Source organism: Klebsiella sp. H-Nf2 (assembly GCF_002806645.1).
GTDB lineage: Bacteria > Pseudomonadota > Gammaproteobacteria > Enterobacterales > Enterobacteriaceae > Klebsiella > Klebsiella variicola.
The window spans coordinates 126,294-152,355 of sequence record NZ_PIBL01000003.1 but is presented as its reverse complement, the minus strand read 5'-3'; the positions used below and the strand labels follow the sequence as shown (position 1 = coordinate 152,355).

Annotated in this window: 26 protein-coding genes and 1 riboswitch; of the genes, 12 read left to right on the top strand and 14 right to left on the bottom strand. The window is 56.7% G+C overall.

The features are described 5' to 3' along the window. The first annotated feature begins 90 nt into the window (after positions 1-90). Entirely contained in the window at positions 91-1,284 is a 1,194-nt protein-coding gene (locus CWM58_RS11130; RefSeq protein WP_100680928.1) for an NAD(P)/FAD-dependent oxidoreductase, read from the top strand. 32 nt (positions 1,285-1,316) lie between these two features. Here the strand turns inward: CWM58_RS11130 and CWM58_RS11125 are convergent, their stop codons facing one another. The 5 genes from CWM58_RS11125 to CWM58_RS11105 all read right to left on the bottom strand — a co-directional run bounded on the left by CWM58_RS11125 (position 1,317) and on the right by CWM58_RS11105 (position 7,639). Beyond that, positions 1,317-3,200: a sigma 54-interacting transcriptional regulator gene (locus tag CWM58_RS11125; RefSeq protein WP_100680927.1), complete on the bottom strand. Its 1,884-nt coding sequence runs from the start codon at positions 3,198-3,200 to the stop codon at positions 1,317-1,319. 141 nt (positions 3,201-3,341) lie between these two features. Then, complete coding sequence (locus CWM58_RS11120) at positions 3,342-4,505, bottom strand: metallo-dependent hydrolase (RefSeq protein WP_100680926.1); 1,164 nt, start codon at positions 4,503-4,505, stop codon at positions 3,342-3,344. A gap of 12 nt (positions 4,506-4,517) precedes the next feature. Further along, on the bottom strand, positions 4,518-5,912 hold the full coding sequence (locus CWM58_RS11115; RefSeq protein ID WP_100680925.1) for a DASS family sodium-coupled anion symporter: 1,395 nt from the start codon (positions 5,910-5,912) through the stop codon (positions 4,518-4,520). A gap of 64 nt (positions 5,913-5,976) precedes the next feature. After that, a complete protein-coding gene (locus tag CWM58_RS11110; protein ID WP_100680924.1) occupies positions 5,977-6,675 on the bottom strand; it encodes a methyltransferase in 699 nt (232 codons plus the stop codon). A gap of 10 nt (positions 6,676-6,685) precedes the next feature. Next, positions 6,686-7,639 (bottom strand): hydroxyacid dehydrogenase, encoded by a 954-nt coding sequence (locus tag CWM58_RS11105; RefSeq protein ID WP_004204934.1) that lies wholly within the window; start codon positions 7,637-7,639, stop codon positions 6,686-6,688. 336 nt (positions 7,640-7,975) lie between these two features. Here CWM58_RS11105 and CWM58_RS11100 point away from each other — a divergent pair, with 336 nt between their 5' ends. Beyond that, positions 7,976-8,251, top strand: coding sequence for a LysR family transcriptional regulator (locus CWM58_RS11100; RefSeq protein ID WP_100680923.1), 276 nt, complete (start codon positions 7,976-7,978; stop codon positions 8,249-8,251). A gap of 34 nt (positions 8,252-8,285) precedes the next feature. On the opposite strand, the gene CWM58_RS11095 is transcribed toward CWM58_RS11100, so the two are convergent. Continuing rightward, a complete protein-coding gene (locus CWM58_RS11095; protein WP_100680922.1) occupies positions 8,286-9,299 on the bottom strand; it encodes a magnesium transporter in 1,014 nt (337 codons plus the stop codon). Positions 9,300-9,354: 55 nt separating this feature from the next. Next, positions 9,355-9,536: riboswitch (M-box (ykoK) riboswitch) on the bottom strand. 158 nt (positions 9,537-9,694) lie between these two features. Between CWM58_RS11095 and CWM58_RS11090 the strand changes: the two genes are divergently transcribed. Both CWM58_RS11090 and CWM58_RS11085 read left to right on the top strand, forming a co-directional pair. Beyond that, entirely contained in the window at positions 9,695-9,970 is a 276-nt protein-coding gene (locus CWM58_RS11090) for a type II toxin-antitoxin system HicA family toxin (protein WP_061153048.1), read from the top strand. Beyond that, positions 9,967-10,326: a type II toxin-antitoxin system HicB family antitoxin gene (locus CWM58_RS11085; protein WP_022066422.1), complete on the top strand. Its 360-nt coding sequence runs from the start codon at positions 9,967-9,969 to the stop codon at positions 10,324-10,326. The genes CWM58_RS11090 and CWM58_RS11085 overlap by 4 nt, the downstream gene beginning before the upstream one ends. A gap of 27 nt (positions 10,327-10,353) precedes the next feature. On the opposite strand, the gene nikR is transcribed toward CWM58_RS11085, so the two are convergent. The 7 genes from nikR to CWM58_RS11050 all read right to left on the bottom strand — a co-directional run bounded on the left by nikR (position 10,354) and on the right by CWM58_RS11050 (position 16,637). Then, entirely contained in the window at positions 10,354-10,755 is a 402-nt protein-coding gene (gene nikR, locus CWM58_RS11080) for a nickel-responsive transcriptional regulator NikR (RefSeq protein ID WP_048330886.1), read from the bottom strand. Further along, positions 10,743-11,534, bottom strand: a complete 792-nt coding sequence (gene nikE / locus CWM58_RS11075; RefSeq protein WP_100680921.1) for a nickel import ATP-binding protein NikE — start codon at positions 11,532-11,534, stop codon at positions 10,743-10,745. The genes nikR and nikE overlap by 13 nt, the downstream gene beginning before the upstream one ends. Continuing rightward, on the bottom strand, positions 11,531-12,295 hold the full coding sequence (locus CWM58_RS11070) for a nickel import ATP-binding protein NikD (protein WP_100680920.1): 765 nt from the start codon (positions 12,293-12,295) through the stop codon (positions 11,531-11,533). The genes nikE and CWM58_RS11070 overlap by 4 nt, the downstream gene beginning before the upstream one ends. Beyond that, positions 12,295-13,128, bottom strand: a complete 834-nt coding sequence (gene nikC / locus CWM58_RS11065; protein ID WP_061153051.1) for a nickel ABC transporter permease subunit NikC — start codon at positions 13,126-13,128, stop codon at positions 12,295-12,297. The genes CWM58_RS11070 and nikC overlap by 1 nt, the downstream gene beginning before the upstream one ends. Then, positions 13,125-14,069, bottom strand: a complete 945-nt coding sequence (gene nikB, locus CWM58_RS11060; protein WP_100680919.1) for a nickel ABC transporter permease subunit NikB — start codon at positions 14,067-14,069, stop codon at positions 13,125-13,127. Before nikB ends, nikC begins: the two co-directional genes overlap by 4 nt. Continuing rightward, the gene (gene nikA / locus CWM58_RS11055; protein WP_100680918.1) at positions 14,069-15,637 is read right to left on the bottom strand and encodes a nickel ABC transporter substrate-binding protein; all 1,569 of its coding nucleotides are present in this window, start codon (positions 15,635-15,637) and stop codon (positions 14,069-14,071) included. The genes nikB and nikA overlap by 1 nt, the downstream gene beginning before the upstream one ends. Before the next feature lie 139 nt (positions 15,638-15,776). After that, positions 15,777-16,637: a LysR family transcriptional regulator gene (locus CWM58_RS11050; protein WP_100680917.1), complete on the bottom strand. Its 861-nt coding sequence runs from the start codon at positions 16,635-16,637 to the stop codon at positions 15,777-15,779. A 97-nt stretch (positions 16,638-16,734) separates the two neighbouring features. Here CWM58_RS11050 and CWM58_RS11045 point away from each other — a divergent pair, with 97 nt between their 5' ends. The 8 genes from CWM58_RS11045 (at position 16,735) to arnF (ending at position 25,012) form a co-directional block, all read left to right on the top strand. Continuing rightward, positions 16,735-17,241 carry a phenolic acid decarboxylase gene (locus CWM58_RS11045; protein ID WP_012540376.1) on the top strand — a complete coding sequence of 169 codons (507 nt, stop codon included), beginning with the start codon at positions 16,735-16,737 and terminating at the stop codon, positions 17,239-17,241. 395 nt (positions 17,242-17,636) lie between these two features. Further along, entirely contained in the window at positions 17,637-18,776 is a 1,140-nt protein-coding gene (arnB, locus tag CWM58_RS11040) for a UDP-4-amino-4-deoxy-L-arabinose aminotransferase (protein WP_100680916.1), read from the top strand. Position 18,777: 1 nt separating this feature from the next. Further along, positions 18,778-19,761 (top strand): undecaprenyl-phosphate 4-deoxy-4-formamido-L-arabinose transferase, encoded by a 984-nt coding sequence (gene arnC, locus CWM58_RS11035; protein ID WP_008806952.1) that lies wholly within the window; start codon positions 18,778-18,780, stop codon positions 19,759-19,761. Further along, on the top strand, positions 19,758-21,743 hold the full coding sequence (gene arnA / locus CWM58_RS11030; RefSeq protein WP_074387020.1) for a bifunctional UDP-4-amino-4-deoxy-L-arabinose formyltransferase/UDP-glucuronic acid oxidase ArnA: 1,986 nt from the start codon (positions 19,758-19,760) through the stop codon (positions 21,741-21,743). Before arnC ends, arnA begins: the two co-directional genes overlap by 4 nt. Then, positions 21,740-22,642 carry a 4-deoxy-4-formamido-L-arabinose-phosphoundecaprenol deformylase gene (gene arnD / locus CWM58_RS11025; protein ID WP_061153057.1) on the top strand — a complete coding sequence of 301 codons (903 nt, stop codon included), beginning with the start codon at positions 21,740-21,742 and terminating at the stop codon, positions 22,640-22,642. The genes arnA and arnD overlap by 4 nt, the downstream gene beginning before the upstream one ends. Then, positions 22,642-24,297 carry a lipid IV(A) 4-amino-4-deoxy-L-arabinosyltransferase gene (gene arnT, locus CWM58_RS11020; RefSeq protein ID WP_100680915.1) on the top strand — a complete coding sequence of 552 codons (1,656 nt, stop codon included), beginning with the start codon at positions 22,642-22,644 and terminating at the stop codon, positions 24,295-24,297. Before arnD ends, arnT begins: the two co-directional genes overlap by 1 nt. Continuing rightward, the gene (gene arnE, locus CWM58_RS11015) at positions 24,294-24,632 is read left to right on the top strand and encodes a 4-amino-4-deoxy-L-arabinose-phosphoundecaprenol flippase subunit ArnE (RefSeq protein ID WP_004202083.1); all 339 of its coding nucleotides are present in this window, start codon (positions 24,294-24,296) and stop codon (positions 24,630-24,632) included. The genes arnT and arnE overlap by 4 nt, the downstream gene beginning before the upstream one ends. Further along, complete coding sequence (gene arnF, locus CWM58_RS11010; RefSeq protein ID WP_061153059.1) at positions 24,632-25,012, top strand: 4-amino-4-deoxy-L-arabinose-phosphoundecaprenol flippase subunit ArnF; 381 nt, start codon at positions 24,632-24,634, stop codon at positions 25,010-25,012. The genes arnE and arnF overlap by 1 nt, the downstream gene beginning before the upstream one ends. On the opposite strand, the gene CWM58_RS11005 is transcribed toward arnF, so the two are convergent. Then, positions 25,009-26,058, bottom strand: coding sequence for an AI-2E family transporter (locus CWM58_RS11005; RefSeq protein ID WP_061153060.1), 1,050 nt, complete (start codon positions 26,056-26,058; stop codon positions 25,009-25,011). The genes arnF and CWM58_RS11005 overlap by 4 nt on opposite strands. Positions 26,059-26,062: the final 4 nt, after the last annotated feature.

The window sequence follows — 26,062 nt, the reverse complement described above, 5'->3', positions numbered from 1 at the left end:
AAGACGTAACTGAATGCTGTTTTTATCGTGCTGGTGCGACCAGAGTGAAATATTTACAATTCCCGACAATTGGGGAATGAGGAAAGTTGAGTGGAAAGGTTTGATGCCATTGTGATCGGCGCCGGTGCGGCGGGAATGTTTTGTGCAGCGCAGGCAGGGCAGTTGGGCTGCCGCGTCCTGCTGCTCGATAATGGCAAAAAGCCGGGGCGCAAAATCCTGATGTCCGGCGGCGGCCGCTGCAACTTTACCAACATGTATGTTGAGCCGGCGGCCTATTTGAGCCAAAACCCGCATTTTTGCAAATCTGCGCTGGCGCGCTATACCCAGTGGGATTTTATCGAGCTGGTCGGCAAATATGGCATCGCCTGGCATGAGAAGACCCTCGGCCAGCTGTTTTGCGATGATTCGGCGGAGCAGATCGTCAATCTACTGCTTGCGGAATGCGAAAAGGGCGGCGTGCAGATCCGCCTGCGCAGCGAAATCCTCAGCGTGGAGCGGGACGAACAAGGTTACCGGCTACAGGTGAACGGCGAAACGCTGGCGGCGAAGAAACTAGTGATCGCCTCCGGCGGCCTGTCGATGCCGGGGCTCGGCGCCTCGCCGTTTGGCTACAAGGTGGCCGAGCAGTTTGGCCTGAAGGTGCTGCCGACCCGCGCCGGGCTGGTGCCGTTTACCCTGCATAAGCCGCTGCTCGAGCAGCTGCAGGTGCTCTCCGGCGTCTCAGTACCTTCTACCATTACCGCCCAGGATGGCACCCTGTTCCGCGAAAATCTGCTGTTTACCCATCGCGGCCTTTCCGGGCCGGCGGTGCTGCAGATTTCCAGCTACTGGCAGCCCGGCGAGTTCGTCACCGTCAATCTGCTGCCGGACTGTCATCTTGACGAATTCCTGAACGAGCAGCGCAGCGCGCATCCTAACCAAAGCCTGAAAAATACCCTGGCGATGCAGCTGCCGAAGCGGCTGGTCGAATGTTTACAACAGCTTGGGCAGATACCTGATGTGACACTGAAGCAACTGAACGTTCGCGATCAGCAGTCGCTGGTGGAGACGTTAACCGCCTGGCGCGTGCAGCCGAACGGCACCGAAGGCTATCGGACGGCGGAAGTGACGCTCGGCGGCGTCGACACTAACGAACTCTCGTCACGTACCATGGAGGCGCGTAAGGCGTCGGGTCTCTACTTTATCGGCGAAGTGATGGACGTCACCGGCTGGCTCGGCGGCTATAACTTCCAGTGGGCTTGGTCAAGCGCCTGGGCCTGCGCGCAGGCGCTGGTGGAAGGGTAACGGCGGTTTTATTCCGGCGGACAGGCGTCGGTTTATCCGCTGATGTTATGTTGCTTCAGTTTACGCCACAGGGTGGTAGGACTGATGCCGAGGATGGCCGAGGCTTTGGTTCTGTCGCCATCCGTTTTTTCAATCACGCTCGCGATCAGCTTTTTCTCCTGTTTTTTTAGCAGATCGCTCTCATCCGCGACCACCGCGAGGTCAGTAACAAGAGACACGCCCTGGTGACAGGGCGGTGAGAGGTGACTGATCTGCTGCAATACCGCTTTATCCACCGTATCACCCTCCAGCAAGACGATGAGGCGATAAATGACCGCCTGCAGCTCACGGATATTGCCTGGCCAGTCATAGTTCTGTAAGCAGTTCACGGCATCCGGGGTAAAGGTGAGGTGCTTGTTCTGTTGCTGCAGAAGATGGTGAATCAGCACCATAATATCTTCGGGTCTTTCGCGTAATGGCGGGAGCTGCAGTTCAAGGATATTGATTCGGTAATAGAGATCCTGGCGGAACTCCCCGCTGGCGACGAGCTGACCCAGATCTTTATTGCTGGCGGTGATCAGGCGGAAATCGGCTGAAAGCAGGGCGTCGCCACCAAGACGGGAAAACTGCTTCTCCTGCAATACGCGCAGCAGTTTGACCTGAACCGACAGCGGGGCTTCGCTGATTTCATCAATAAATACCGTTCCGTTAGTGGCCATTTCAAAGACCCCTGGTTTGCCTCCCTTCCGCGCGTTGGTAAATGCGCCTTCGGCATAACCGAAAAGTTCACTTTCCAGCAGGCTCTCCGGAATAGCCGCGCAGTTGAGGGCGATAAAAGGACCATGGCTGCGGGCGCTGACGTGATGAATACTCTGAGCAAACAGTTCTTTCCCCGTGCCGGTATCCCCTAAGAGATGGACCGGAAGATCATGCTGAGCGCACAGCCTGGCTTTTTGTATCACCTGATGCATGATCGGCGATTGAGCAATAATATTGTCAAAAGAATAGCTGGTGGCATAGCCGCGTAATTTACTTTTTTTACTGTTAGTCTGCTGCCAGAGCGTACTTTCCTGGCTTAAGCCAGTGATAATGGCATAGGTGTTTTGGCGATTGGAAAAATGACGGACTGAGATACAAACAAGTGTGCCATTAATTTCGATAGTTTGCTCTTTGATGTTGGACTCATTAATCATGCTGGCATAGATATCTTTAAAAGCTTCTTTTTTAAAGATTTTGTCACCCACCTGACATTGAAATAAGGTCATGCCGATAGCATTGATATTAATGATTTCACCCAGTTGATCAACACACATAATGCCTTCGCGTGATTGATTCAATGCCGCATGGCTCATGACTAACTTTAAATTTTCCCGATTAATATACTTTAGTAAGCCATGAGCTTCATTAATAGCTTGTTCAATGGAATTGTTGTCGGCGTCGCCTTCAATGACGTTGAGATTGTATTTCTTGGCCATTTCGGCGACAGTCAAACCACCAATGACCATATGATAACCATTTTCTGACAGATTTTTTATAACATTTTCAATATCATGGTGATTGTAGACCTGGCAGATTTTAAACTCGTCGTTGGTCATGCTTTGGTAATGCCGCAGCGCCCGGCAAAACTGAGGGAAACCAATGGCAGCAATTTTCTGTGATTTATTCTTGGCTTCCTGCAGGATGCGGTATACGCCATGAAAATCATGGGCAATTTCGATAACCGGAATAGGGATGTTATTGCGAAGCAGGGCCGCGGTGCCGCCCCGGCTAATAATGATTCTGGTGCCGGACTGGATCATTTCATTAGCTTTATTGAGAACGTCAGAATAACGAAATTCATAGACGGGGATTTCCAGTTTACGCTCAATAAGAACATTCATTATCCGTTGGGTAATGGTGCTGGAAACTGAGAAGATGACAATTTCATTATTCTTCATACATTATTCACTTATCGGCTCAGGATTGGCTAAAATCATTATAATTTTAAGGCGCAGATAAATAATGACGAAGGTCATAGAAGAGGGGTTTTATCATACCAGCCATACGCCTGGAAAGGCGTATGGCTGGTGGCTTGCGAATTAGAAACGCAGACGGCGATAAACAATCTGTCCGTTACAGATAGTGGCGCAGTTATCGAGGTAGCAATCACCCTCCAGGGTTTTTCCCCGGGTATCTTCAAAGGTGATCTTATCTTTGCGTAATTTCACAATGGAAATATCGGCAATCGCGTTTGCCGCCAGGGTACCAATCTGCCCCTGCATTCTCATCAGGCGAGCCGGCGTGGCGGTCACGGCGCGGATAACGTCAAAGAACGGCATGCCCATATTGAGATATTTCGACATCACATGCAGCAGGCTATAGACCTTATCAGTACGCAAGCTATTGCGCAGGGTTAAATCGGTACTGATGATATCAGGGTAGAATCCCTGCTCCATCGCCGATTGCGCCACCTTGAAATCAAAGTGGGCGACACCGTTTGAACAATCGAAGATCACCCCCCGGGACTGTGCTTCTTTGATGGCGGCATACACCTGCCCTTGTTCGTTGAGAATGGAATGACCGGTACCGTGGAAACAGTGCGCATAGATGTCGCCCTCTTCAAAATAGCGGATCAGTTCATCGGCGCACAACAGGGAGTCGGTGACATGCACGCAAATCGAGGTTTCCAGTTTGCGTGCGAGGGCGACCGTGGCTAACAGCGGATCGCTGGCATACTGTTTGCCTCGGGCGATATCCTGGCTATAGCGTAATTTCAAACCCAATATGTTGTCTCTATTGTCACTCAGCGTTTGGGCAATTTTTTCCTCGTTGTAATTTGCCGGATTGGTATTTTCAAGGTAGCCGGTGGGCCCGCCGCCGAGGGTGGAGAGACCAACGTTGACCACGTTTAAATAGCTCTTAATTTTCACCATCGCTGGATGAATAACGCTATTGCGAAAGAGCGGATAGTTTACCCATCCACTGCTCCCGGCATCGACCATGCTGGTGACGCCATTTGGTAAACAGACGATATCAGGGTTAACGCTAATCGCCGTTCCGCCATGGAAAACATGGCCATGAAAGTCGATGAGGCCGGGAAGAACAATACAGCCCGCGGCATCAATAACGGTTTCTGCCTGCAGGTCGCTATGATGAGAAATATCAACGATGCGGTTACCCTTAATACCAATATCGCCGTTAAGATACGTACGGTTTTCACTATCGGCGATCTGGCCGTTTTTAATCACTATATCCAGTTTCATTTTATGCTCCTGTCAGATGCCGATAAGCTTCCAGTAAGGAATACCTATTAAGAAGAAGATTAACACGTTAACCACAACCATAATGGTGCCGAGCATCCAGAAGGTTTTCTGTGGCACGTAGCCGCTGGAGAATGTAAATACGCCAGCCCCATTGCCATAGTGGGTCAATAACGCGCCATAGCCTGCGGAGAAGGCCAGGGAGAGCGCTACGTACATCGGATGTGCCTGCGTGGTCATACCCAGGGTAAAAAGTACCGGATAGAAAGAGACGACAAAGGCGCTGTTTGAGACGAAGAAATAGCGGACCGCCAGGCTGATAAACACCAGCACGGCAATCGCGCTGATTTCACTCAAATGCGAGAGATCGAGATAATTTTTAATCACGTCGACCAGGTAAACATAGAAGCCCCCTTTTGACAGCGCCACCGCGCAACCGTAGAAGGCGCCGTACCAGACAAAGGTCTGCCAGGCTGATTTTTCGCTGACCACGTCATTCCAGCTCAGAACGCCGAAAAGCAGCAGACAGGCGAGGAAGGCGAGCCCTACCGGAATAAAGGCAATACCGGTGATAGACCCGGTCATCCAGCCTAACACGCCGAGAATAAAGAACACGATTAACAGCTTCTCTTCGCGTTTTACCGGGCCTAATTCATTGAGGCCTTTTTCCGCAATTTCGTTCACGTTCTCAATAACTTTGAGTTCCGGGGCATAGATTTTATACAGGATCCAGGGCGCCAGAATGAGCACCAGTCCCGCCGGGACAACGGCGGCTTTAAACCAGGTCATCCACTCAAGATTGACCTTCATAATTTCATTGGCTAATGAAACGGTGATCGAGTTGGTGGCCATCCCGGTCAGGAACAGGCTGGAGGTCCCCATCGAGACGACGTACATCAGGATAGTCAGATAGGCACCGATTTTGCGACTCCCCTCGTCGGGTTTCGAACCCAACGCTTCAGCGATATTCCTGAAAATAGGGTAGGTAATGCCTCCCGAACGCGACATGTTTGAACCGGTCGCCGGGGCCAGCACCGTGTCGGTGACCATCATCAGATAGCCGAGCGTCAGGGTATTTTTGCCGTAGCGTTTGAGTAACAGATAAGCAATGCGTTTACCTAACCCGGTAATGACAAACGCTTTGCAAATAATAAAGGCGCTGATAATAAACCATACCATCGGGCTACCAAATCCAGCGAATAGCGGACCGGGGTCGAGTACCAGAGAGGCGAATCCCAGAATAATCAGCATAATCACCGCGTCGGTAAACGGGCGTAAAACCAGGCCACAGAGCATGGCCAGATAAATACCAACCATATGCCAGGTCGGGGCGGCAACGCCTTCCGGATGCGGTATTATCCAAAATAAAACAGGGAAAAAGATAATCGGCAAGAGTTTTAAATAAAGCATTTTTGTTACCTTTGCTTTAAGGCCACGGCAGATAAACCACCGTGGCTTATATTATTTAATCGAATTAACGATACGTGTCGTCGATAAATTCGACGCCGGTTGCATCCAGCGATTTTCTAACCCATTGGCGGTTGGCGGTGCCGTTTTTGGCGGCGTCCACTTTGCTGGCATCGAATTTGGCGTACTCTTTTGCTTTATCCAGCACCGTTTCTGCATCGCTCAGTGGGATGACAATGACGCCATCCGCATCGCCGACAATCAGATCGCCGGGACAGACCGCGACGCCGCCGACGGCAATGGGGGTATTCACTTCCCCGGGTCCCATTTTGAAAGGGCCTGCCGGATTCGAGCCTGTGGCATAGAGCGGAAAATCAAGCACCGATAGGGCATCGATATCGCGAATCGGCCCGTCCAGCACGATACCGGCAATTTTCTTCATGTGGTGGGCATACGCCACCATGATTTCGCCCATCAATGCCCGCGAGCGATCCCCTTCGTTGGAGACCACGATGACGTCATTTTCCCCCGCCATATCCAGGGCGGCATGGAGCATCAAATTATCGCCGGCGCGAACTTTTACCGTAATGGCAAAGCCGGCTATAATCGGTTTTTTGGGTGAGGAAATACGCTTGATGCCGTTGCCTAATACCGCGATACGGTTCATGGTGTCAGCAATATTTGCCGCCGGCAGGTGCTCATATTCTTTCAGCAGGGCAATATTTCCTGCCGGACGTTTTAAAAATACACGGTTACCAATAGTCATCTCTTGCTCCTTAAAAACCTGGGACCGGCCAGGACGGTTTTTTACCCGATAACACTTCGTCAATGCCGATGGCGGAATGTAGAGACGCCCTGTCGGTTGCTTCGATAGTGGCGGCGCCGATATGGGGGCCGATGACGATATTGCTCAGCGCGAAAATAGGATCGTTGGCATCGAAGGGTTCTTTCTTCAAAACATCAACACCGGCGCCGGCGATAATTTGCTGGCTTAAGGCGTGATAAAGTGCGCGCTCATCGACGAGTTTGCCGCGGGCGGTATTAATGAAATAGGCGCTGGGCTTCATCATCGAGAACTGTTTTTCGCCGACGAAGTCGGTGGTTTCCGCTGTTGTTGGGCAGTGCAGCGAAACGAAATCACTCTCTTTGAAAATTCGGTCGAAATCGTCAGTCAGTTCGACACCCTCGGGGATCTGCTGCTGCGTTTTATAGGGATCATAGGCAATGACTTTCATATTAAAGCCGTGCAATGCTTTTAACGCGACGCGCGAGCCGATATTTCCTACGCCAATTAAACCTAGGGTTTTACCATCAAGTTCAACTTTCGGGGTGCGCAGTTTTGCCCAGTAATAATCTTCAAGCATTTTTTCTTCGACCAGCTTGAAATTACGTGAGCAGTGCAGCATATAAAATATGGTCAGTTCCGCAACTGACATGCTGTTGGCTATCGGGGCATTTAATACCACAACGCCATGACGTTTGGCGGACTCCAGATCTACGGTATCGTAACCTGCGCCATGGCGGGCCACCACTTTGAGCTTTTTAGCCGCTTCAAAAACGCGGTCGGACATTTTTGAAAGGCGCACGATGATACCGTCGCAGTCGCCGATATCGCGGATGATATCTTCCTCTTCCATCCCGGAACCATTAATTAGCTGATAACCCCGGCTTTCCAGATACTCTCTCCCTTCGGCCATGATCTCTTGCGGGAGTAGAATTTTATACGTCATGTCAATTTCTCCAGTGTTGTTTACGTGGAGATAAGTGCATGCCCTATGCCACAAATTATTTATAGTGTGGTGAATTTTATAATTCATTGAAATTAAAGTGATTTTTATTTTGTTAATTATTGGTAAATTGTTTTTATGTTGATGGGTATCACAAATTTATATTAGGGGTTATCGTCTTATTTTTTCATTATGAAATGGCTGGATTGCAAAATTAAATAACGGTGTTATGCATTTCACATTGTTGCGCGACAGGGCATTGGCAGTGAGTGATTGACATTTTGTTTGCGGTTAAATAAAACGATGGCGGAATGAATAAATAAAAAGGGGGTATTGACTATGAATAATGCCCAGATTGAAATGTTCAGTGCTATGGTACAAACGGGGAATATTCATCATACAGCTCAACATTTTGGTATCGATGCCGCTTCCATTACCACCAGTATTTGTGCGCTGGAAAACGAGATTGGTTTTAATCTCATCGTGCGAGGGAAAAATATCAGGAAGGTGATATTAACGGAAAAGGGAAGGGCTTTTTACAAACTCACGCCGGAGATCCTTTGTATACTGAATGCTATCGCCACGATTCGTTGCGCCCAGAACCTGGTTGAATAAGCCCGGCGCAAATCGGCCGGGCTGTTACGTGATGTTAGTTCAACCCAAGAAAATACTGGGCGATTTTGAAATAGATAATCAGCCCGGTGCCATCAATCAGCGTAGCGATAAACGGCGCGGAAACCACCGCCGGGTCGATGCCGATCCGCTTAAGCACCATCGGAATGATCGACGAGACAATCGCGCTCCACAGGGTAATACATACCAGCGTCAGGCTGACGATCAGCGTGATTTCCATGCCAATCCCCATCATCCAGGCGCGCAGGCAGCCCGCCAGACCCAGGGTCACGGCAATCAGAAATGAGGTCGACACCTCTTTGCGGATCACCCGCCCCATATCGCGCAGCCGCACTTCCCCCAGCGCCATCGAGCGTACCAGCGTCGAGGTGATTTGCGTTCCGCTGTTGCCGCCGGTGCCGATCAAGAGTGGTATAAAGAAGGCCAGCGCGATGGCCGATTCCAGCGCCTCTTCGAAATGCTGCAGCACGCTGCTGGTGTAGGCTTCGGCCACGAACAGCAGCAGCAGCCACACCGAGCGCTTCTTCCACAGCGTCCAGGGGCTGATCTCGAGGTACGGTTTTTCCAGCGGCAGCGTCGCCCCCTGCAGCTGGGCGTCTTCGGTGACGTCATCCTCCAGCAGATGGGCGATCTCCTTTTCCATCAGGCAGCCGACCAGCTCGCCTTTATCGACAACCGGTACCAGGTCGAGGCCGCGCTCGCTGAGCTCGGCAATCACCTGCGGGCGCTCGTCGTCAGGTTTGACGCGAAACAGGCAGCTGTCCATCAGGTAGCGGATAGACTGCCCGACATCCCCTTCCTGCAGGAGCTTTTTGACCGACAGGCTGCCGCGCAGTTTCCTGCCGGCGACGACAAACACCTGGCCGGGAATATCATCGCTGTCCAGCTGGGAGATAAAGTGTTCGCGCGCCTCATGGATGCTGAGATGTTCCTGCAGCGTAATAAAATCGGTACGCATGTACTGGGCGATCGCATCGCCGTCGAAGCCAGAGGTTGCCTGATGGGCGGCGCAGAGTTGAATGGAAGACATGATTAAAATCCCTATAAAAATCACTCATAGGGGCGAACAAGACAGGGTTAGCGCAGGCAGATCCCTACGTCCTGGTTTTAGCACTGCATAACGTATCTGAACGGTTAATACCGCCAGAAGTTACCTTGGCAACACCTTGATTCGATGGAAGCCTGTATTTCCCTGAGTGGTCTCTCTCGATACCAACAGGGCGGTAACTTGTATTTATGCAGGAGCCTCGCCATAACGAGATCGTTAAATGAGGCGCCATTATTGGCGAAGCGGGATAATTTACAAAGCGTATAATTTATGTGGTTTATCAACTGTTGATAAACAAACTTCATCAGGATTTGGCTTGACTTCATCTTGTGCTATCATTAGGTTGACTTCAATGGATGAAGTCATGGGGCAGGGCGATGGACCAGCAGGTTTTATCTTTACGTAATAAACAGCGCCACACGCTGGAGCAACTGTTTAAAATCCCTGTCCCGCAGGGCATTAAATGGGCCGACATTGAATCGCTAATGAAAGCGTTAGGCGGGGAGATTAAAGAAGGACGCGGCTCGCGCTGTAAATTTTTGTTGAACCACAGCATTGCCAGCTTTCACAGACCTCATCCTTCGCCGGATACCGACAAAGGCGCCGTGGAGAGCGTGCGCGATTGGTTAATCACTATAGGGGTAAAACCATGATCAAACCTAAAACGCCAAACTCAATGGAGATTGCCGGGCAACCCGCCGTTATCAATTACGTGCCTGAGCTCAATGCATTCCGCGGTAAGTTCCTTGGATTATCAGGATATTGCGATTTTGTTTCCGATAGCATTCAAGGGTTACAACAGGAGGGTGAGATATCATTACAGGAATACCTCGCAGATTGTCATGAAGCGGGGATTGAGCCTTATGCTCACCCGGAAAAGCTGAAAACCTTCACGCTGCGCTATCCTGAGTCATTTGGTGAGCGTCTTAGCTCCGCCGCTGCGGAGGAACAGGTTTCCGTAAATACCTGGATCCTCGAGACGCTCAATGAACGTCTCAAACAGGCTTAAAACAGTCTGCAGCAGATCGCCATCGTTTTAATTTTCATCCGCTAAACACTGCAAATGCCCATGGCGCACGCCGCGCTGGGCAATCACGTCGTCGGCAAAATGCTGTACTTCGGCCATGTCTCCTTTCAGCACCGCAATCTCCAGGCAGTCGTCATGACTGATATGTACATGCAGCGTGGCGACGGAGAGATCGTGATGATGATGCTGGGTGGCCACCAGCCGGCTCGCCAGTTCGCGTTTCTCATGTTCATACACGTACGACAGGACGGCATACCCGCGCCGTGATTCCGGCGACGCAGGATCCTGGTTGAGGGCATCGCGCAGAATATCGCGTACCGCCTCCGAGCGATTGTGGTAGCCACGGCGGGCGCTGAGCGCATCGAGGGCGGCCAGCAGATCATCATCAAGGGTCAGGGTTACGCGCTGCATGGCATGGCCTCGTTTAGCAGAGTGGCAGGAAAAGGTGGCAGCACCGCGCGCTGCAGCGCCTGACCTGCAGGGGAGTGCAGGCGCAGCGGTAAGCTGACCGTCGCGGTTTCGACGATGCGCCCGTGCTCCATCACCAGCACTCGCTGGCAAAAGCGCTCGACCAGCCGCAGGTCGTGGGTGATAAACAGGCAGGCGGTGTCAAACTGCGCCTGCAGGCGCTTCAGCAGGGCGATAATTTCCGCCTGCAGCAGCAGATCAAGATTCGAAACCGCTTCATCCAGGATCAACAGCTGCGGCCGCACCGCCAGGGCGCGTGCCAGGCAGACGCGCTGCAGTTGTCCGCCGCTGAGCTGCGCCGGGCGCTTATCGAGCAGCGACGGCGCGAGGTCGACGGCCAGCAGCATCTCTTCCACCCGCCGCGCACGCGCCTCACGCGACAAGCGTAACAGATGTCGTAGCGGCTCGCTGACGATCTCGCGCACCGTTTTACGCGGATTCACCGCGCTGAAGGCATCCTGAAACACCAGCTGAATGTCACGGCGGAAGGCGCCGACGGCCTCGCCCTTGAGGGCGGACAGCGGCGTGCCGCGCCAGGCAATATCGCCGTGCTGCGGCGTTTCCAGACCCACCAGCATCCGCGCCAGGGTGCTTTTCCCACAGCCGCTGCGTCCGAGCAGGGCCACCGTTTCGCCGGGGGCGATGGCGAGTTGGATCTCGTGCAGGACCCTGCCGTGGTGGGGGTAATCGTGACTCACCCCGGTAGCGCTGAGTAAATTCATGGTGTTTTCTCCAGCCCGTACAGCGCCAGATGCGCCGCCAGCAGGCGCTGGCTGAGCCGGTGCCGCGGGGCGCTGAATAGCGTATTCACATCGCAGTGTTCAACGAGGCGACCGTTCTCCATGACCGTCACGTGATGCGCCAGCCGCGCTACGACGCCCATGTCATGCGTCACCAGCAGCAGCCCCAGACCGCGCCTGGCGACGATATCCGCCAGCAGATCGAGGATGCGCGCCTGGGCGATGGCATCGAGATCGGTCGTCGGCTCGTCGGCGATGATAAAGGGCGCGCGGCTGAGCAGGGCGAGAGCGACCATCATCCGCTGCAGCATGCCGCCGCTCATCTCAAAGGGGTAGCGCTTCAGCAGCGCCCGCGGATTGTCCAGACCCACTTCCTCCATCGCTGCCAGCACCACGGCGTCATTTGTTTCACGACCCGCTGCCCGGCAGGTTTCCCGGGCGTGCGCGGCCATGGTCTGCAGTGGATTAAAGGCGCTGCGTGGGTTTTGCATGATGGTGGCGATGGTCGTGCCGCGCAGTTGTTCGCCGTGCACCGGAATGCCGTCAAGCAGCACCCGGCCGGCGGTTTGCCTGACGCCAGGCGGCAACATGCCCAGCGCGGCGGCGCAGGTTAGCGATTTTCCGCAACCACTGCTGCCGAGCAGCGCCAGCACCTGCCCGCGGCGCAGGGTGAAGGAAACGTCGCTGACCAGCGGTCGGTCAGCGGCAAGCGAGATCTGTTCCAGTTGGATCTTCTGCGGCATCAGTGGCTATGCTCCGCGATCAGGTGGGGATCGAGACGATCGCGCAGCGCGTCGCCCAGCAGGTTAAAAGCCATCACGCTCATGAACAGCGCCAGTCCCGGCCAGACCATTTGCAGCGGCTGCGTCCAGATATACTGCCGGGCGTCGTTGATCATCACCCCCCATTCCGCCGTCGGCGCGCTGACGCCGAGACCGAGGAACGACATGCCGGCCACGTGAAGCATCATATGGCCGATATCCAGCGAGGCGAGCACCAGCAGCGAGGGGATCACCGCCCCGGCCAGATGGTCGCTGAACAACCGCCACTGGCTGGCGCCGCTCAGACGGGCGGCGAGGATAAATTCGCGCTGGCGCAGGGAAACCACCAGGTTACGCACCATTCTGGCATACCAGGCCCAGTGCGACAGCGCAATGGCGAGGATCACGTTGGTCAACCCGGTACCCAGCACCCCCACCATAAAGAAAGACAGGATCGAGGTCGGAAAGGTCATAAACAGTTCGGCGAGGCGCATCAGGCCGCGGTCGGCACGGCCGCCCAGCAGCCCGGCGCTGCCGCCGACCGCCAGACCGATCAGCAGCACCAGCAGCAGACAAGCCATCACCGCCCCCAGCGAAACGCGGGTGGCGGCCAGCAGGCGTGAGAAAATATCCCGGCCGAGATGATCGGTGCCAAGCCAGTGCGCTTCACCCGGCGGCAGCAGCCGCTGCTGAAGGTCAATCGCCGCTGGATCCCAGGGCAGCCACCAGCCGCTGCCGATAGCGATGACTGCCAACAGCGCGATAACCAGCATGGCCAGTTTTACCGGCCAGCGAAAACTTCGTAGCCATCTCATGCGCTCACCTCCTCGTGGCGGCGCAGGCGCGGGTCGAGCGCCGCGTTAAGCACATCCACCGCCAGATTGGCCAGCACGAACACCGTCACCATCATCAGGGTAAAGCACTGGATCACCGGGTAATCGCGATTGAAAATGGCGGAAACCGCGTAGCGGCCAACACCGGGCCAGGCAAAGATATTTTCGATAATCATGGTGCCGCCGATCAGCTCGCCAATGTGCATGCCCATGGCGGTCACCACCGGCAGGGTGGCGTTGCGCAGGATATGCCGCCGTTCCACCTGGCGATCGCTTAATCCGCGCAGGCGCGCCCACATCACGTGACGCTGGCTGGCGGCGTCCAGCATGCTGGCGCGCAGCAGGCGGGCGTTGATCGCCAGCGACATAAAGGCGATGGAGACGGCGGGCAAAATCAGGTGCTGCCAGTCGCCATACCCCATCGCCGGGAGCCACTGCAGATGCACGGAAAAGAGCATCACCAGCAGAAAGGCCAGCCAGAAGTTCGGCATTGAGACGCCGAGAAAGGCAATCAACCGTACGACATAGTCCGGCAGGCGATCGCGATGGCGCGCCGCCCAGATGCCCAGCGGCAGGGAAGTGACGAGGATCAGCGCCAGCGCCGCGCCGGTGAGCAGCAGGGTGGCGGGCAGGAAGTGCAGCAGGTCATCCAGGACCGGGCGCTGGGTGGCATAGGAGAGACCGAAATCCAGGTGCAGCGCCCGCCACAGCCAGTGCAGATATTGCATAGCGAGCGGCTGGTTGAGCCCCAGCAGCTCGCGGGTCGAGGCAACCATCTCTTCAGTGGGCGGCAGGTTCGACAGGCGTAAATAATCCAGCGCCGGGTCGCCGGTGCCGAGCCGAAGCAGCAGAAAGATGATGGCGGAGGCGGCGAGCAGCAGCGGGATCAGCAGCAGCAGGCGGCGTAAAATATAGCGTAGCATTATGGCGTTACCGGGTTAATCTGATCGAAAGGGATCTCGGTGGTCACCGGGGCGAACGGGATCTCCCCGACCTTCTGGTGCGCAACCGACATCAGCGAGACATAGCTGATGGGCAGATACACCGCGTCCTGATGCAGGCGGGTCAGCACATCGTGGTACAGTTTTCTCCGCTGTGCTTCGTCCCCCGTGGTCAGCACCTCGCTAATCTCTTTATCAATCAGCGCCTTGTCCGGCAGCCCTCGCTGGGCCTGGTAATCCGCATGCGACGGCACGCGCATCGAGCTTAAAAAGGCATGCGGATCGTAGGGCGCGCCCCAGGTGCGATTGAAGATCATGCCGAAGCGGCCTTCGCGCTGGCGCGCGTAGATGCTGCTCTCTTCCTCACCCACCAAGGTAACCTGGACGCCAACCTGCCGCAGATTGGCCTGAATAATTTCGGCCATCGATTTGGCCAGCGCGTCGGTGCCGATAAACGCCAGCTCAATCGCCAGCGGTTGCCCGGCTTTTTGTCGCCAGGGCTGGCCATCCGGCTGCTGCCAGCCAGCCTGCTCCAGCAGGGCGCGGGCTTTTGCCGGGTCGTAACGGCGCGGCGTCAGATCCTGCGGCGCGTAGGGGACCGAGGGGGCAAACAGAGTGTCGGCAACCTGCTGGGTGCCATACAACACGCTATCGACGAGGGTCTGTTTATCGACGGCGTAGTTGAGCGCCTCGCGAACCGCCTGCTCGCGGGTCGGGCCCTGGCTGGCGTTCAGCGCCAGCATCACCGTTTCCACCGGGGCGGACAGACGAGCCACGTAGCCGGGGTGATGACGAAAGCGTTCGAAGGTATCCAGCGGCAGCAGCCCTTCGTCACCGTAGAGCATGTCGATTTCCCCGGTTTCGAACGCCACCGCCCGGCTGGTGGCATCGGGGATCACCTTGATGGTGATTTGCTGCAGTGCCGGTTTGCTACCCCAGTAGCGCTCATTGCGTACCAGCACATCGCGCTGATTGAGCTGCGAGCTTGCCAGCCGCCACGGGCCGGTGCCGATCGGGGCTTTTATGCCCCTGGCCGTGCCGCCATCGATAAACTGCGAGGGGGCGATAAAGCGGAACGGACGGGGCAGGGCCAGCTCTTGGAGTAAGGGCGCGTAGGCGCTTTTCAGGGTGATCTGCAACTCAGTGGCGCTGAGCGCCCGTACGTCGGTGATCTGGTTGGCGAGCTCAAGCCAGGCGTGGCGTTGGCGGTTGGCCAGCACCGCCTGGAAATTGGCCGCCGCGGCCTGGGCGTTAAACGGTTCGCCATTGGAGAACGTCACATCGTCGCGCAGGGTGAACCACCAGGTTTTGCCATCGGCGGAGTGATGCCAGCGGGTCGCCAGCCAGGGCTGTACGCTGCCGTCAGCCTGATACTTCACCAGCGGTTCATAGACCATGCTTTGGGCAAACATCTGGTTGGGCGTATAGAGATGCGGATTCAGCGGACCGACGTTAACCGGCCAGGCGGTGGTGAGCTGGTGCGGCGTGGCCTGAGCCAGCAGAGGGACGCAGGCGACCAGCGCCAGCAGGGTGAGGCGGATAATAGACAAGACAGCGATCTCAGCGACAGGAAAGTATGACGATTTTAGTGATTCATCATACTTTGGGAGTAACCTGGATCAATATTGCGCTGGAAAGTATAAGAAAATCGTATCATTACGCGCAGGCGGTAAACGCCGCCTGCGCCTCTCAGGGCGCTCTGAATAATCCCAGCAGCGTGGCCACCTGTTCGTCGATCGGCGCCAGGTCCCGCTTGACGATCAGATGCAGCGGCGTCGCGCGGCGCGCGCCGTGGCTGAGGGGCAGCCGCTTCAGCACGCCCTGGTCGAGATGGGAACGAATGCGCTCCTCCGGCAGCCAGCCGAACCCGACCTGATACATCACCGCATCAATGGCGGCGTCAATGGTGGAGAAGGTCCAGGCGTCACGCGTCGCCAGGCCATCGCCGGTCTGATCGGCAATGCGCACCAGCGGCCACGGCGCCAGCGCGCTATCCTCCAGCGGCCCATCGAGCGCGGCAAGAGGGTGGTCGCGGTGGGCGACGGCAATGAAATCAATATTCATCAGCCACTCTCCGCGGCCGGTAATATCCTGGCGGCGGGTCAGCACCATCACATCGGCTTCCGTCCGCGCCGCGCGCTCGTCATCAAGGTTTTCCAGCACTTCGGTGAGTCTGACCTGGGTCTGCGGATAGCGCTGCTGAAACTGGCGCAGAATGGCGAACAGTCGCTGGCGAGGGAAAATGCTGTCGACCACCAGATCCAGGCGGGTGCGCGCCCCGTTGCGCAGAGTGGCGGCGTGCGTCTCGACGTAGGCAAAGGCCTGCAGGAGCGGTTTGACCTGATTCAGCAGTAGTTCACCCGCGGGGGTGAGTACCGCCCGCCGGCCGGACGGCGCCAGTAGCGCCACGCCTAAGCGCTCCTGCAGCAGCGCGAGATTATAGCTCACCGAAGACTGACTGCGGTTGGTCTCCTCCGCCGCTCTGGCAAAGCTCCCCAATTCCACTACCTTTTCGAGTAACGCCCACTGCTCCAGGGTTGTCTTGTGCATAATCAATCTAAAATTTGGATGTATTTAATCCAAACATAGCGTTATTCATTCATTTTTTAAAGACGTATGCTGTCCTCAACGAAACAGAGGAGAATAAATGATGAGCACTTTCGACAAACATGACCTCAGCGGCTTTATCGGTAAACATCTGGTCTACACCTACGACAACGGCTGGAACTACGAGATTTACGTCAAAAATGGCCACACCCTCGACTACCGTATTCACAGCGGCATCGTCGGCAATCGTTGGGTGAAAGATCAGGAAGCGTACATTGTGCGGGTGGGGGAAAGTATCTACAAAATCTCCTGGACCGAACCGACCGGCACCGACGTCAGCCTGATCGTCAACCTGGGCGACAAACTGTTCCACGGCACCATTTTCTTCCCGCGCTGGATCATGAATAATCCGGAAAAAACCGTCTGCTTCCAGAACGACCATATTCCGCTGATGAATTCGTACCGTGATGCCGGCCCGGCCTATCCGACGGAAGTGATTGACGAGTTCGCCACCATCACCTTCATTCGCGACTGTGGCGCCGATAATGACGAGGTCATTAATTGCCCGGCGAGCGAATTGCCAGCTGATTTCCCTGCAAATTTGTAATACAGCAGAAATAAATTTGTGATCTGCGCTAACTTTTTGTCATTAAGCGTGACGATCGCTAATTAAAGTATTGTGTATTGGTTTAATCTCCGTTTACTTTCTGCTATTGCGTTCCTGTTTGTCCCCGCTAACAGGAACGCTTTTCTGTCATACCCCTGCCATAAAAAAATCCTATCATACTGTTTAATAATGAGTTATTACTTGTGTTGGGAAAATATTAATTTCTTAATATTATCCTAAGCAAGGTCGACTACATTAATAGTGGTCGAAATACCCTGAAATGGAATGCCGCGCTGAACTCACTTCATTTTAATTTCGTTTAAGTCCGCAGGCGCAGGATATTTTATTCTAACGACCCTGATTTGTGCGTGGGTCATCTACAGAACAGGATGATGATGAGCGATTTTTTGCCGTTTTCGCGCCCGTCGATGGGCGACGCAGAGCTGGCTGCGCTGCGTGAAGTTTTAGCGTCGGGCTGGATCACTACCGGACCGAAGAATCAGGCACTCGAAGCGGCATTCTGCCAGCTGACCGGCAACCGCCACGCGATTGCCGTCAGTTCAGCGACCGGCGGGATGCATGTGACCCTGATGGCGCTGGGTATTGGCCCCGGCGATGAAGTCATTACCCCTTCCCAGACCTGGGTCTCTACTCTCAATATGATCTGCCTGCTGGGCGCCACGCCGGTGATGATCGATGTCGATAACGACAATCTGATGATTACCCCGCAGGCGGTGGAAGCGGCGATCACCTCGCGTACCAAAGCGATAATTCCTGTGCACTACGCGGGCGCGCCAGCCGACATCGACGCCATTCGCGCGGTGGGTGAGCGCCACGGCATTCCGGTGATCGAAGATGCCGCCCATGCGGCGGGTACCCATTATAAAGGCCGCCACATTGGCTGGCAGGGGACCGCCATTTTCTCGTTCCACGCGATCAAAAACATGACCTGCGCCGAAGGCGGGCTGATTGTCACCGACGACGACGAGCTGGCCTCCCGCATCCGCAGCCTGAAATTTCATGGCCTGGGCGTGGACGCTTATGACCGCCAGACCCACGGCCGCGCGCCGCAGGCGGAGGTGATCACCCCGGGCTTTAAGTACAACCTTGCCGATATCAACGCCGCTCTGGCGCTGGTACAGCTGGAAAAACTGAGCCACGCCAATCAGCGCCGGACGGAGATTGCCCAGCGCTACCTGCGCGAGCTGGCGGACACGCCGTTTAAACCGCTGACCGTCCCGGCATGGGATCACCAGCACGCCTGGCACTTGTTTATCATCCGCGTCGATGAGGCCGCATGCGGCATCAGCCGCGACGCGCTGATGGAAAAACTGAAGGCGATGGGTATCGGTACGGGTCTGCATTTCCGTGCGGCTCATACGCAAAAATATTACCGCGAGCGCTTCCCTGAGGTTTCCCTGCCGAATACCGAATGGAACAGCGCCCGCATCTGTTCTCTCCCGTTGTTCCCGGACATGACCGATGACGATGTCACTCGCGTTATTTCCGCACTGCGCCAGCTGTCAGGACGTTGATATGCTTACATACCCTCCCGTGAAGAAGGTTTCGGTGGTTATCCCGGTTTATAACGAACAGGATAGCCTGCCGGAACTGCTTCGTCGTACGGATACTGCTTGCGCCACGCTGGGGCGGCAATATGAAATTCTGCTGATCGACGATGGCAGCAGCGACGATTCCGCGCGCATGCTGACCGAAGCCGCTGAGGCGGAAGGCAGTCACGTCGTCGCTGTACTGTTAAACCGTAACTACGGCCAGCACTCGGCGATCATGGCCGGCTTCAGCCATGTGACGGGCGATCTGATTATTACCCTTGATGCCGATCTGCAAAACCCGCCGGAGGAAATTCCGCGGTTGGTAGAGAAGGCTGATGAAGGCTACGACGTGGTGGGCACCGTCCGCCAGAACCGTCAGGACAGCATCTTCCGCAAAAGCGCCTCGAAGATGATTAACCGCCTGATCCAGCGCACCACCGGCAAAGCGATGGGCGACTACGGCTGCATGCTGCGCGCTTACCGTCGCCATATTATCGACGCGATGCTCAACTGCCACGAGCGCAGCACCTTTATCCCGATCCTGGCGAATACCTTCGCCCGGCGCGCGGTCGAGATCCCGGTGATGCATGCCGAGCGCGAATTTGGCGACTCCAAATACAGCTTCATGCGCCTGATCAACCTGATGTACGACCTGGTGACCTGTCTGACCACCACGCCGCTGCGTCTGCTCAGCATTTTCGGCAGCGTCATTGCCCTGCTGGGCTTCGCCTTCGGCCTGCTGCTGGTGGTGCTGCGTCTGGCCTTTGGCCCGCAGTGGGCGGCGGAAGGGGTGTTCATGCTCTTCGCCGTGCTGTTTATGTTCATCGGCGCCCAGTTTATCGGTATGGGCCTGCTCGGGGAGTATATCGGACGCATCTATAACGACGTTCGCGCTCGTCCCCGCTACTTTATTCAACGTGTTGTTCGCCAGCCGGAAACGGCATCTAAAGAGGAAGATCGTTCATGAAAGCCGTAGTCTTCGCTTATCACGATATGGGTTGCACAGGTATCCAGTCCCTGCTGGACGCTGGGTATGATATCGCTGCTATTTTCACCCACCCGGATAACCCTGGCGAAAACCATTTCTTTGGCTCCGTGGCGCGCCTTGCTGCCGAGCAGGGCATTCCGGTGTGGGCGCCGGAAGACGTGAACCATCCGCTGTGGATTGAGCGTATCCGCGAGATGAAGCCGGACGTGCTGTTCTCGTTCTACTACCGCAACCTGTTGGGCGATGAGATCCTCAATCTGGCGCCGAAAGGGGCATTTAACCTGCACGGTTCGCTGCTGCCGAAATATCGTGGCCGTGCGCCGCTGAACTGGGTGCTGGTCAATGGCGAAAGCGAAACCGGCGTGACCCTGCACCGCATGGTGAACCGCGCGGATGCCGGCGATATCGTCGCCCAGCAAACCGTGGCGATTGGCCCGGATGACGCCGCCCTGGCGCTGCATCGTAAGCTGTGCACCGCTGCCACTGAGCTGCTGGGCCAGGCGCTGCCGGCTATCCTTGAAGGAAAAACCACAGAGCGCCCGCAGGATCACAGCCAGGCGACCTACGTGGGGCGTCGTACCCCTGAAGATGGCCGCCTCGACTGGGAGCAGCCGGCGCAGACGCTGCACAATCTGGTGCGTGCCGTCTCTGACCCGTGGCCGGGCGCGTTCGGCTACGCCGGCGCAAACAAATTTATTGTCTGGAAATCCCGTGTACGCCGCGATCTGCCGGCAGCCAAACCGGGCACCGTTATCTCCGTTGCGCCGCTGATCGTGGCGTGTCAGGACGGGGCGCTGGAAATTGTCACCGGCCAGACCGAACGCGGTGTGTACATGCAGGGCACTCAGCTGGCGCAGGCGCTTGGCCTGGTGTCCGGGGCAGTGATCAGCAGCAAACCGGTGGTGGCGATTAAGCGTCGCACCCGCGTGCTGATCCTCGGCGTCAATGGCTTTATCGGTAACCATTTGACCGAGCGCCTGCTGCAGGACGACAACTATGAAATTTACGGCCTGGATATCGGCTCCGACGCCATCAGCCGTTTCCTTGAGAGCCCACGTTTCCACTTCGTGGAAGGTGATATCAGCATTCACTCCGAGTGGATCGAATATCACATTAAGAAATGCGACGTGGTGCTGCCGCTGGTGGCCATCGCGACCCCGATCGAATACACCCGTAACCCGCTGCGCGTGTTCGAGCTGGATTTCGAAGAGAACCTGAAGATCATCCGCGATTGCGTGAAATACAATAAGCGCATCATCTTCCCGTCGACCTCTGAAGTGTACGGCATGTGCACCGACAAAAACTTCGACGAAGATACCTCCAACCTGGTGGTCGGGCCGATCAACAAACAGCGCTGGATCTACTCGGTTTCCAAGCAGCTGCTGGATCGCGTGATCTGGGCCTACGGCGATAAGTACGATCTCAAGTTCACCCTGTTCCGTCCGTTCAACTGGATGGGTCCGCGCCTGGATAACCTCAACGCCGCGCGTATCGGTAGTTCCCGCGCCATCACCCAGCTGATCCTCAACCTGGTGGAAGGGTCGCCGATCAAGCTCATCGAAGGCGGCAAGCAGAAGCGCTGCTTTACCGATATCAGCGATGGTATCGAAGCGTTGTTCCGCATCATCGAGAACAAAGACGGCCGCTGCGACGGGCAGATCATCAACATCGGTAACCCGGAAAACGAAGCGAGTATCAAAGAGCTGGCCGAAATGCTGCTCGCCTGCTTCGAACGCCATCCGCTGCGCGATCGCTTCCCGCCGTTTGCCGGCTTCCGTGAAGTGGAAAGCAGCGATTACTACGGGAAGGGCTACCAGGACGTTGAGCATCGTAAGCCGAGCATTCGCAACGCCAAACGCTGCCTGAACTGGGAACCGACCGTCGAGATGGAAGAGACCGTTGAGCATACGCTGGACTTCTTCCTGCGCACGGTTGAACTGGTGGACGATAAAAATCCATGAAACAGGTCGGCTTACGCATAGATGTCGATACCTTTCGCGGAACGCGGGACGGCGTTCCGCGGCTGCTGGACCTGCTGGGCCAACACGGGATTCAGGCAAGCTTCTTCTTCAGCGTCGGGCCGGACAATATGGGGCGCCATCTGTGGCGCCTGATAAAACCGAAGTTTCTGTGGAAGATGCTGCGTTCCAGAGCGGCTTCGCTGTACGGCTGGGATATTCTGCTGGCCGGCACCGCCTGGCCGGGACGCCGCATCGGCGCGGGTAACGAAGCGGTGATCCGCGCGACCGCCGAGTCTCATGAAGTCGGGCTGCATGCCTGGGATCATTACAGCTGGCAGGCATGGAGCGGCGTCTGGCCGCCCGAGCGGTTAACGCTGGAGGTTGAGCGCGGTCTGCTGGAGCTCGAGCGCATTATCGGCCGTCCGGTCACCTGCTCGGCTGTCGCGGGCTGGCGCGCCGATCAGCGGGTAGTCAAAGCCAAAGAATCCTTCGATTTTCTCTACAACAGCGACTGTCGCGGCACGCGGCCGTTTCTGCCCCAGCTCGGTAGCGGCACGTCCGGTACGGTGCAGATCCCGGTCACGCTGCCGACCTGGGACGAGGCGGTGGGCACGGCGGTCGATATCGCTGGCTTTAACCGCTACCTGCTGGATTGCATCCATCGCGACCCGGGCGTGCCGGTCTATACCATTCACGCCGAAGTGGAAGGTATTGCCTACGCCGATCAGTTCGATGAACTGCTGACCATGGCGGCGGAAGAAGAAATTCAGTTTTGCCCACTGAGCCAGCTGCTGCCCGCTGACTTTAGCGAGCTGCCGTCTGGCAAAGTGGTTCGGGGTGAACTGGCTGGCCGGGAAGGCTGGCTCGGACGTGAACAATTACTGACTTCGGGTGTTTGATGAAAAGCATTCGCTATGGCGTCTCTCTGATTGCGCTGTTTGCGCTGTATTACCTGCTGCCGCTCAATTTCCGTTTGCTCTGGCAACCCGATGAAACCCGCTACGCGGAGATCAGTCGTGAAATGCTGGCCACCGGCGACTGGGTGGTGCCGCATTTTCTCGGACTGCGCTACTTCGAAAAGCCGATTGCCGGTTACTGGATCAACAGTATCGGTCAGTGGCTGTTTGGTCATAATAACTTCGGCGTACGCTTTGGGTCGGTCTTCGCCATCACCATGACCGCTGTGCTGGTGGCCTGGCTGGCGTGGCGGATCTTTCGCGACAAGCGGGTAGCCGTCCTGTCGCCGGTTATTTTCCTCACTGCGATGCTGGTGTATGCGATTGGCACCTATGCGGTGTTGGACCCGATGATCACCCTGTGGCTGGCGCTGGCGATGTGCAGCTTCTGGGGCGCGGCGCAGGCGCAGACCCGCAGCGGCAAAATACTGGGCTACGTGCTGCTGGGCGTCGCCTGCGGTATGGGGGTGATGACCAAGGGCTTCCTTGCGCTGGCGGTGCCGGTGGTGGGCGTGTTGCCGTGGGTGATCGCCCGTAAACGCTGGCGTGAAGTGCTGACCTACGGTTGGCTGGCGGTGGTCGTTTGTACGCTGGTGGTGCTGCCCTGGGGGCTGGCTATCGCCCAGCGTGAGCCGGACTTCTGGCGCTACTTCTTCTGGGTCGAGCATATTCAGCGTTTTGCCGAAAAAGATGCCCAGCACAAAGCGCCGTTCTGGTACTACATCCCGTTCCTGATTGCCGGCAGCCTGCCGTGGCTGGCCCTGCTGCCGGGGGCACTGAAGCGCGGCTGGCGCGAGCGCGATGAGGCGCGAGGGGCGCTATACCTGCTGGGCTGGGTGGCAATGCCGTTCCTGTTCTTCAGTATCGCCAAAGGCAAACTGCCGACCTATATCTTGCCGTGCTTTGCGCCGCTGTCGATTCTGATGGCCCGCTACGCGCTGGAGGCGGCGAAAACCGGCGCGAAAGCGCTGCGCATCAACGGTATGATCAACCTGGGATTTGGCCTGCTGGGGCTGGTCGCCGTGCTGGTAGTCTCTCCCTGGGGCGTGATGCACAAGCCGGTGTGGACCAAGATTGAGCTGTATAAATGTCTGCTGGCGGCGATCGCCTTCGCCGTCTGGGCGCTGATGGGTTGGCTGGCGATGAAAAACCCTGGCCGCCGCTGGAGCCTCGCCGCGCTCTGTCCGCTCGGACTGGCGCTGCTGGTAGGCTTCGCTATCCCGGACCGGGTTATCGACAGCAAACAGCCGCAGTTCCTCGTGGATATTGTGAGCGAGTCCCTGCAGCCCAGCCGTTACGTCCTGACCAACAACGTTGGGATCGCCGGCGGCCTGGCCTGGGAGCTGAAGCGCAGCGATATTATTATGTTCGACAAACAGGGTGAGCTGAAGTACGGTCTCGACTGGCCGGACGCTCAGGGAAGCTTTGTCAGCCAGGCCGGGTTTACCGACTGGTTGGCCACGCATCGTCAGCAGGGGCCGGTCTCGCTGGTGCTGTTGATGGATAAAGGAGAGAGTATGGTCGACTTACCGTTACCGAAACCGGATAACGCCTACGAGCTGGGTCGGGTGGTCTTCCTTCAGTACCTGCCGCAATGAGTGTCTGGATCTGTCTGGTGTTCGCCAGCCTGCTGAGCTGCGCCGGACAACTCTGCCAGAAACAGGCGACCCGCCCGTCCCGTCGCGGACGGCGGAGTCGCCATATACTCTTCTGGCTGGGGATGGCGCTGTTATGCCTGGGCTGCGGCATGCTGCTGTGGCTGAGCGTCCTGCAGTCTATTCCGGTCAGCATCGCCTACCCAATGCTGAGCCTGAACTTCGTTTGGGTTACCCTGGCGGGCTGGGGTATCTGGCATGAGCCGGTCGCCCGTCGTCACTGGTTTGGCGTCGGGTTGATCGTCGTGGGCATCGTCATTCTGGGGACCAGCGTCTGATGGGCTTTCTCTGGGCATTATTGAGCGTCGGCCTCGTCAGCGCCGCGCAGCTCCTGCTGCGCAGCGCCATGGTGGCCCTGCCGCCGCTGACCGATATTCTGGTATTTCTCCAACACCTGCTGCATTTCCAGCCAGGTACCTTCGGCCTGTTTTTCGGCCTGCTGGGCTACCTGCTGTCGATGGTCTGCTGGTACTTTGCCCTGCATCGCCTGCCGCTGTCGAAAGCGTATGCGCTGCTGAGCCTGAGCTATATCCTCGTGTGGGCCGCCGCCATCTGGCTGCCCGGCTGGCATGAGCCGTTCTACTGGCAATCGCTGCTGGGCGTGGCGATCATCGTCGCCGGCGTATTAACGATCTTCTGGCCGGTCAAACGCCGCTAGCCAGGGAGCCGGCTTTTGGGACGCCCCGGGCCGAGCAGGAGCGCCAGCTTGCTGCCCCCGACGGTGGTCTCCATCCAGATTTTACAGACGCTGGTTAACGGCACCGAGAGTAGCATCCCCACCGGCCCCAGCAGCCAGCCCCAGACCAGCAACGACAGGAACACCACCAGGGTCGACATCCCCAGCCGATGGCCCATCATGCGCGGCTCCACCATGTTGCCCAGCACCATATGCACCACCAGAAACAGCGCCCCGACCAACAGGCACTCATAAATGCCGCTAAACAGCAGCGCCTGCAGCATGGGGGGGATAGCGGAGATGGCGGAGCCAATGTTCGGCACATAGTTCAGCAGAAACGCCAGCACCCCCCACATCAGGGCGAACTGTACCCCCATCGCCAGCAGCCCCAGCCAGACAATCAGCCCGGTCCACAGGCTAATCAGCGTCTTCAGCGCCAGATAATGGGTGACGCCTTTCAGCGCCCGGTGCAATCCGGCGATATGCAGGCGAGGGTTATTGAGGGCAAAACGCAGTTTGTAGGGCAGGTGGCGAACCTCAAACAGCATAAAGATCACCGTCATCACCAGCAGCACGATGCTGGCCATCGCCCCGGAAAGCTGGGTCATTAGCGTCGTGGCCCAGGTCATCAGCCGTTCTGAATCCATGCGCCGCAGCATGCGCTCCGGATTGATATGCAGGTTAAGGAAGGGGAGATACTCCTGGAGCTGGAGGATCTTGCGCGTCAGCGCGCGGTTGAAATCGGGCAGCATGGCGACGAAGTCATTGAGCGACGCCGCCAGTACGCCAAGCAGCGCGGTGAGCATCACCAGCATCGCCGTTACCACCAGGGTAATGGCGAACGGACGCCGCACCCCGCGGCGAATGAACCAGGTAACCAACGGGTTGAGGACAATAGCGAAAAACAGCGCCAGCAGGAGCTGCACCAGAATATCGGCGGCGGCGTGGATCCCGGCGAGGATAATCACCAGCGCTGCCAGCTTAAGTAGAATATGGAGCCCGGCTTTATCAGCCTGCGGAGAGGACATAGGG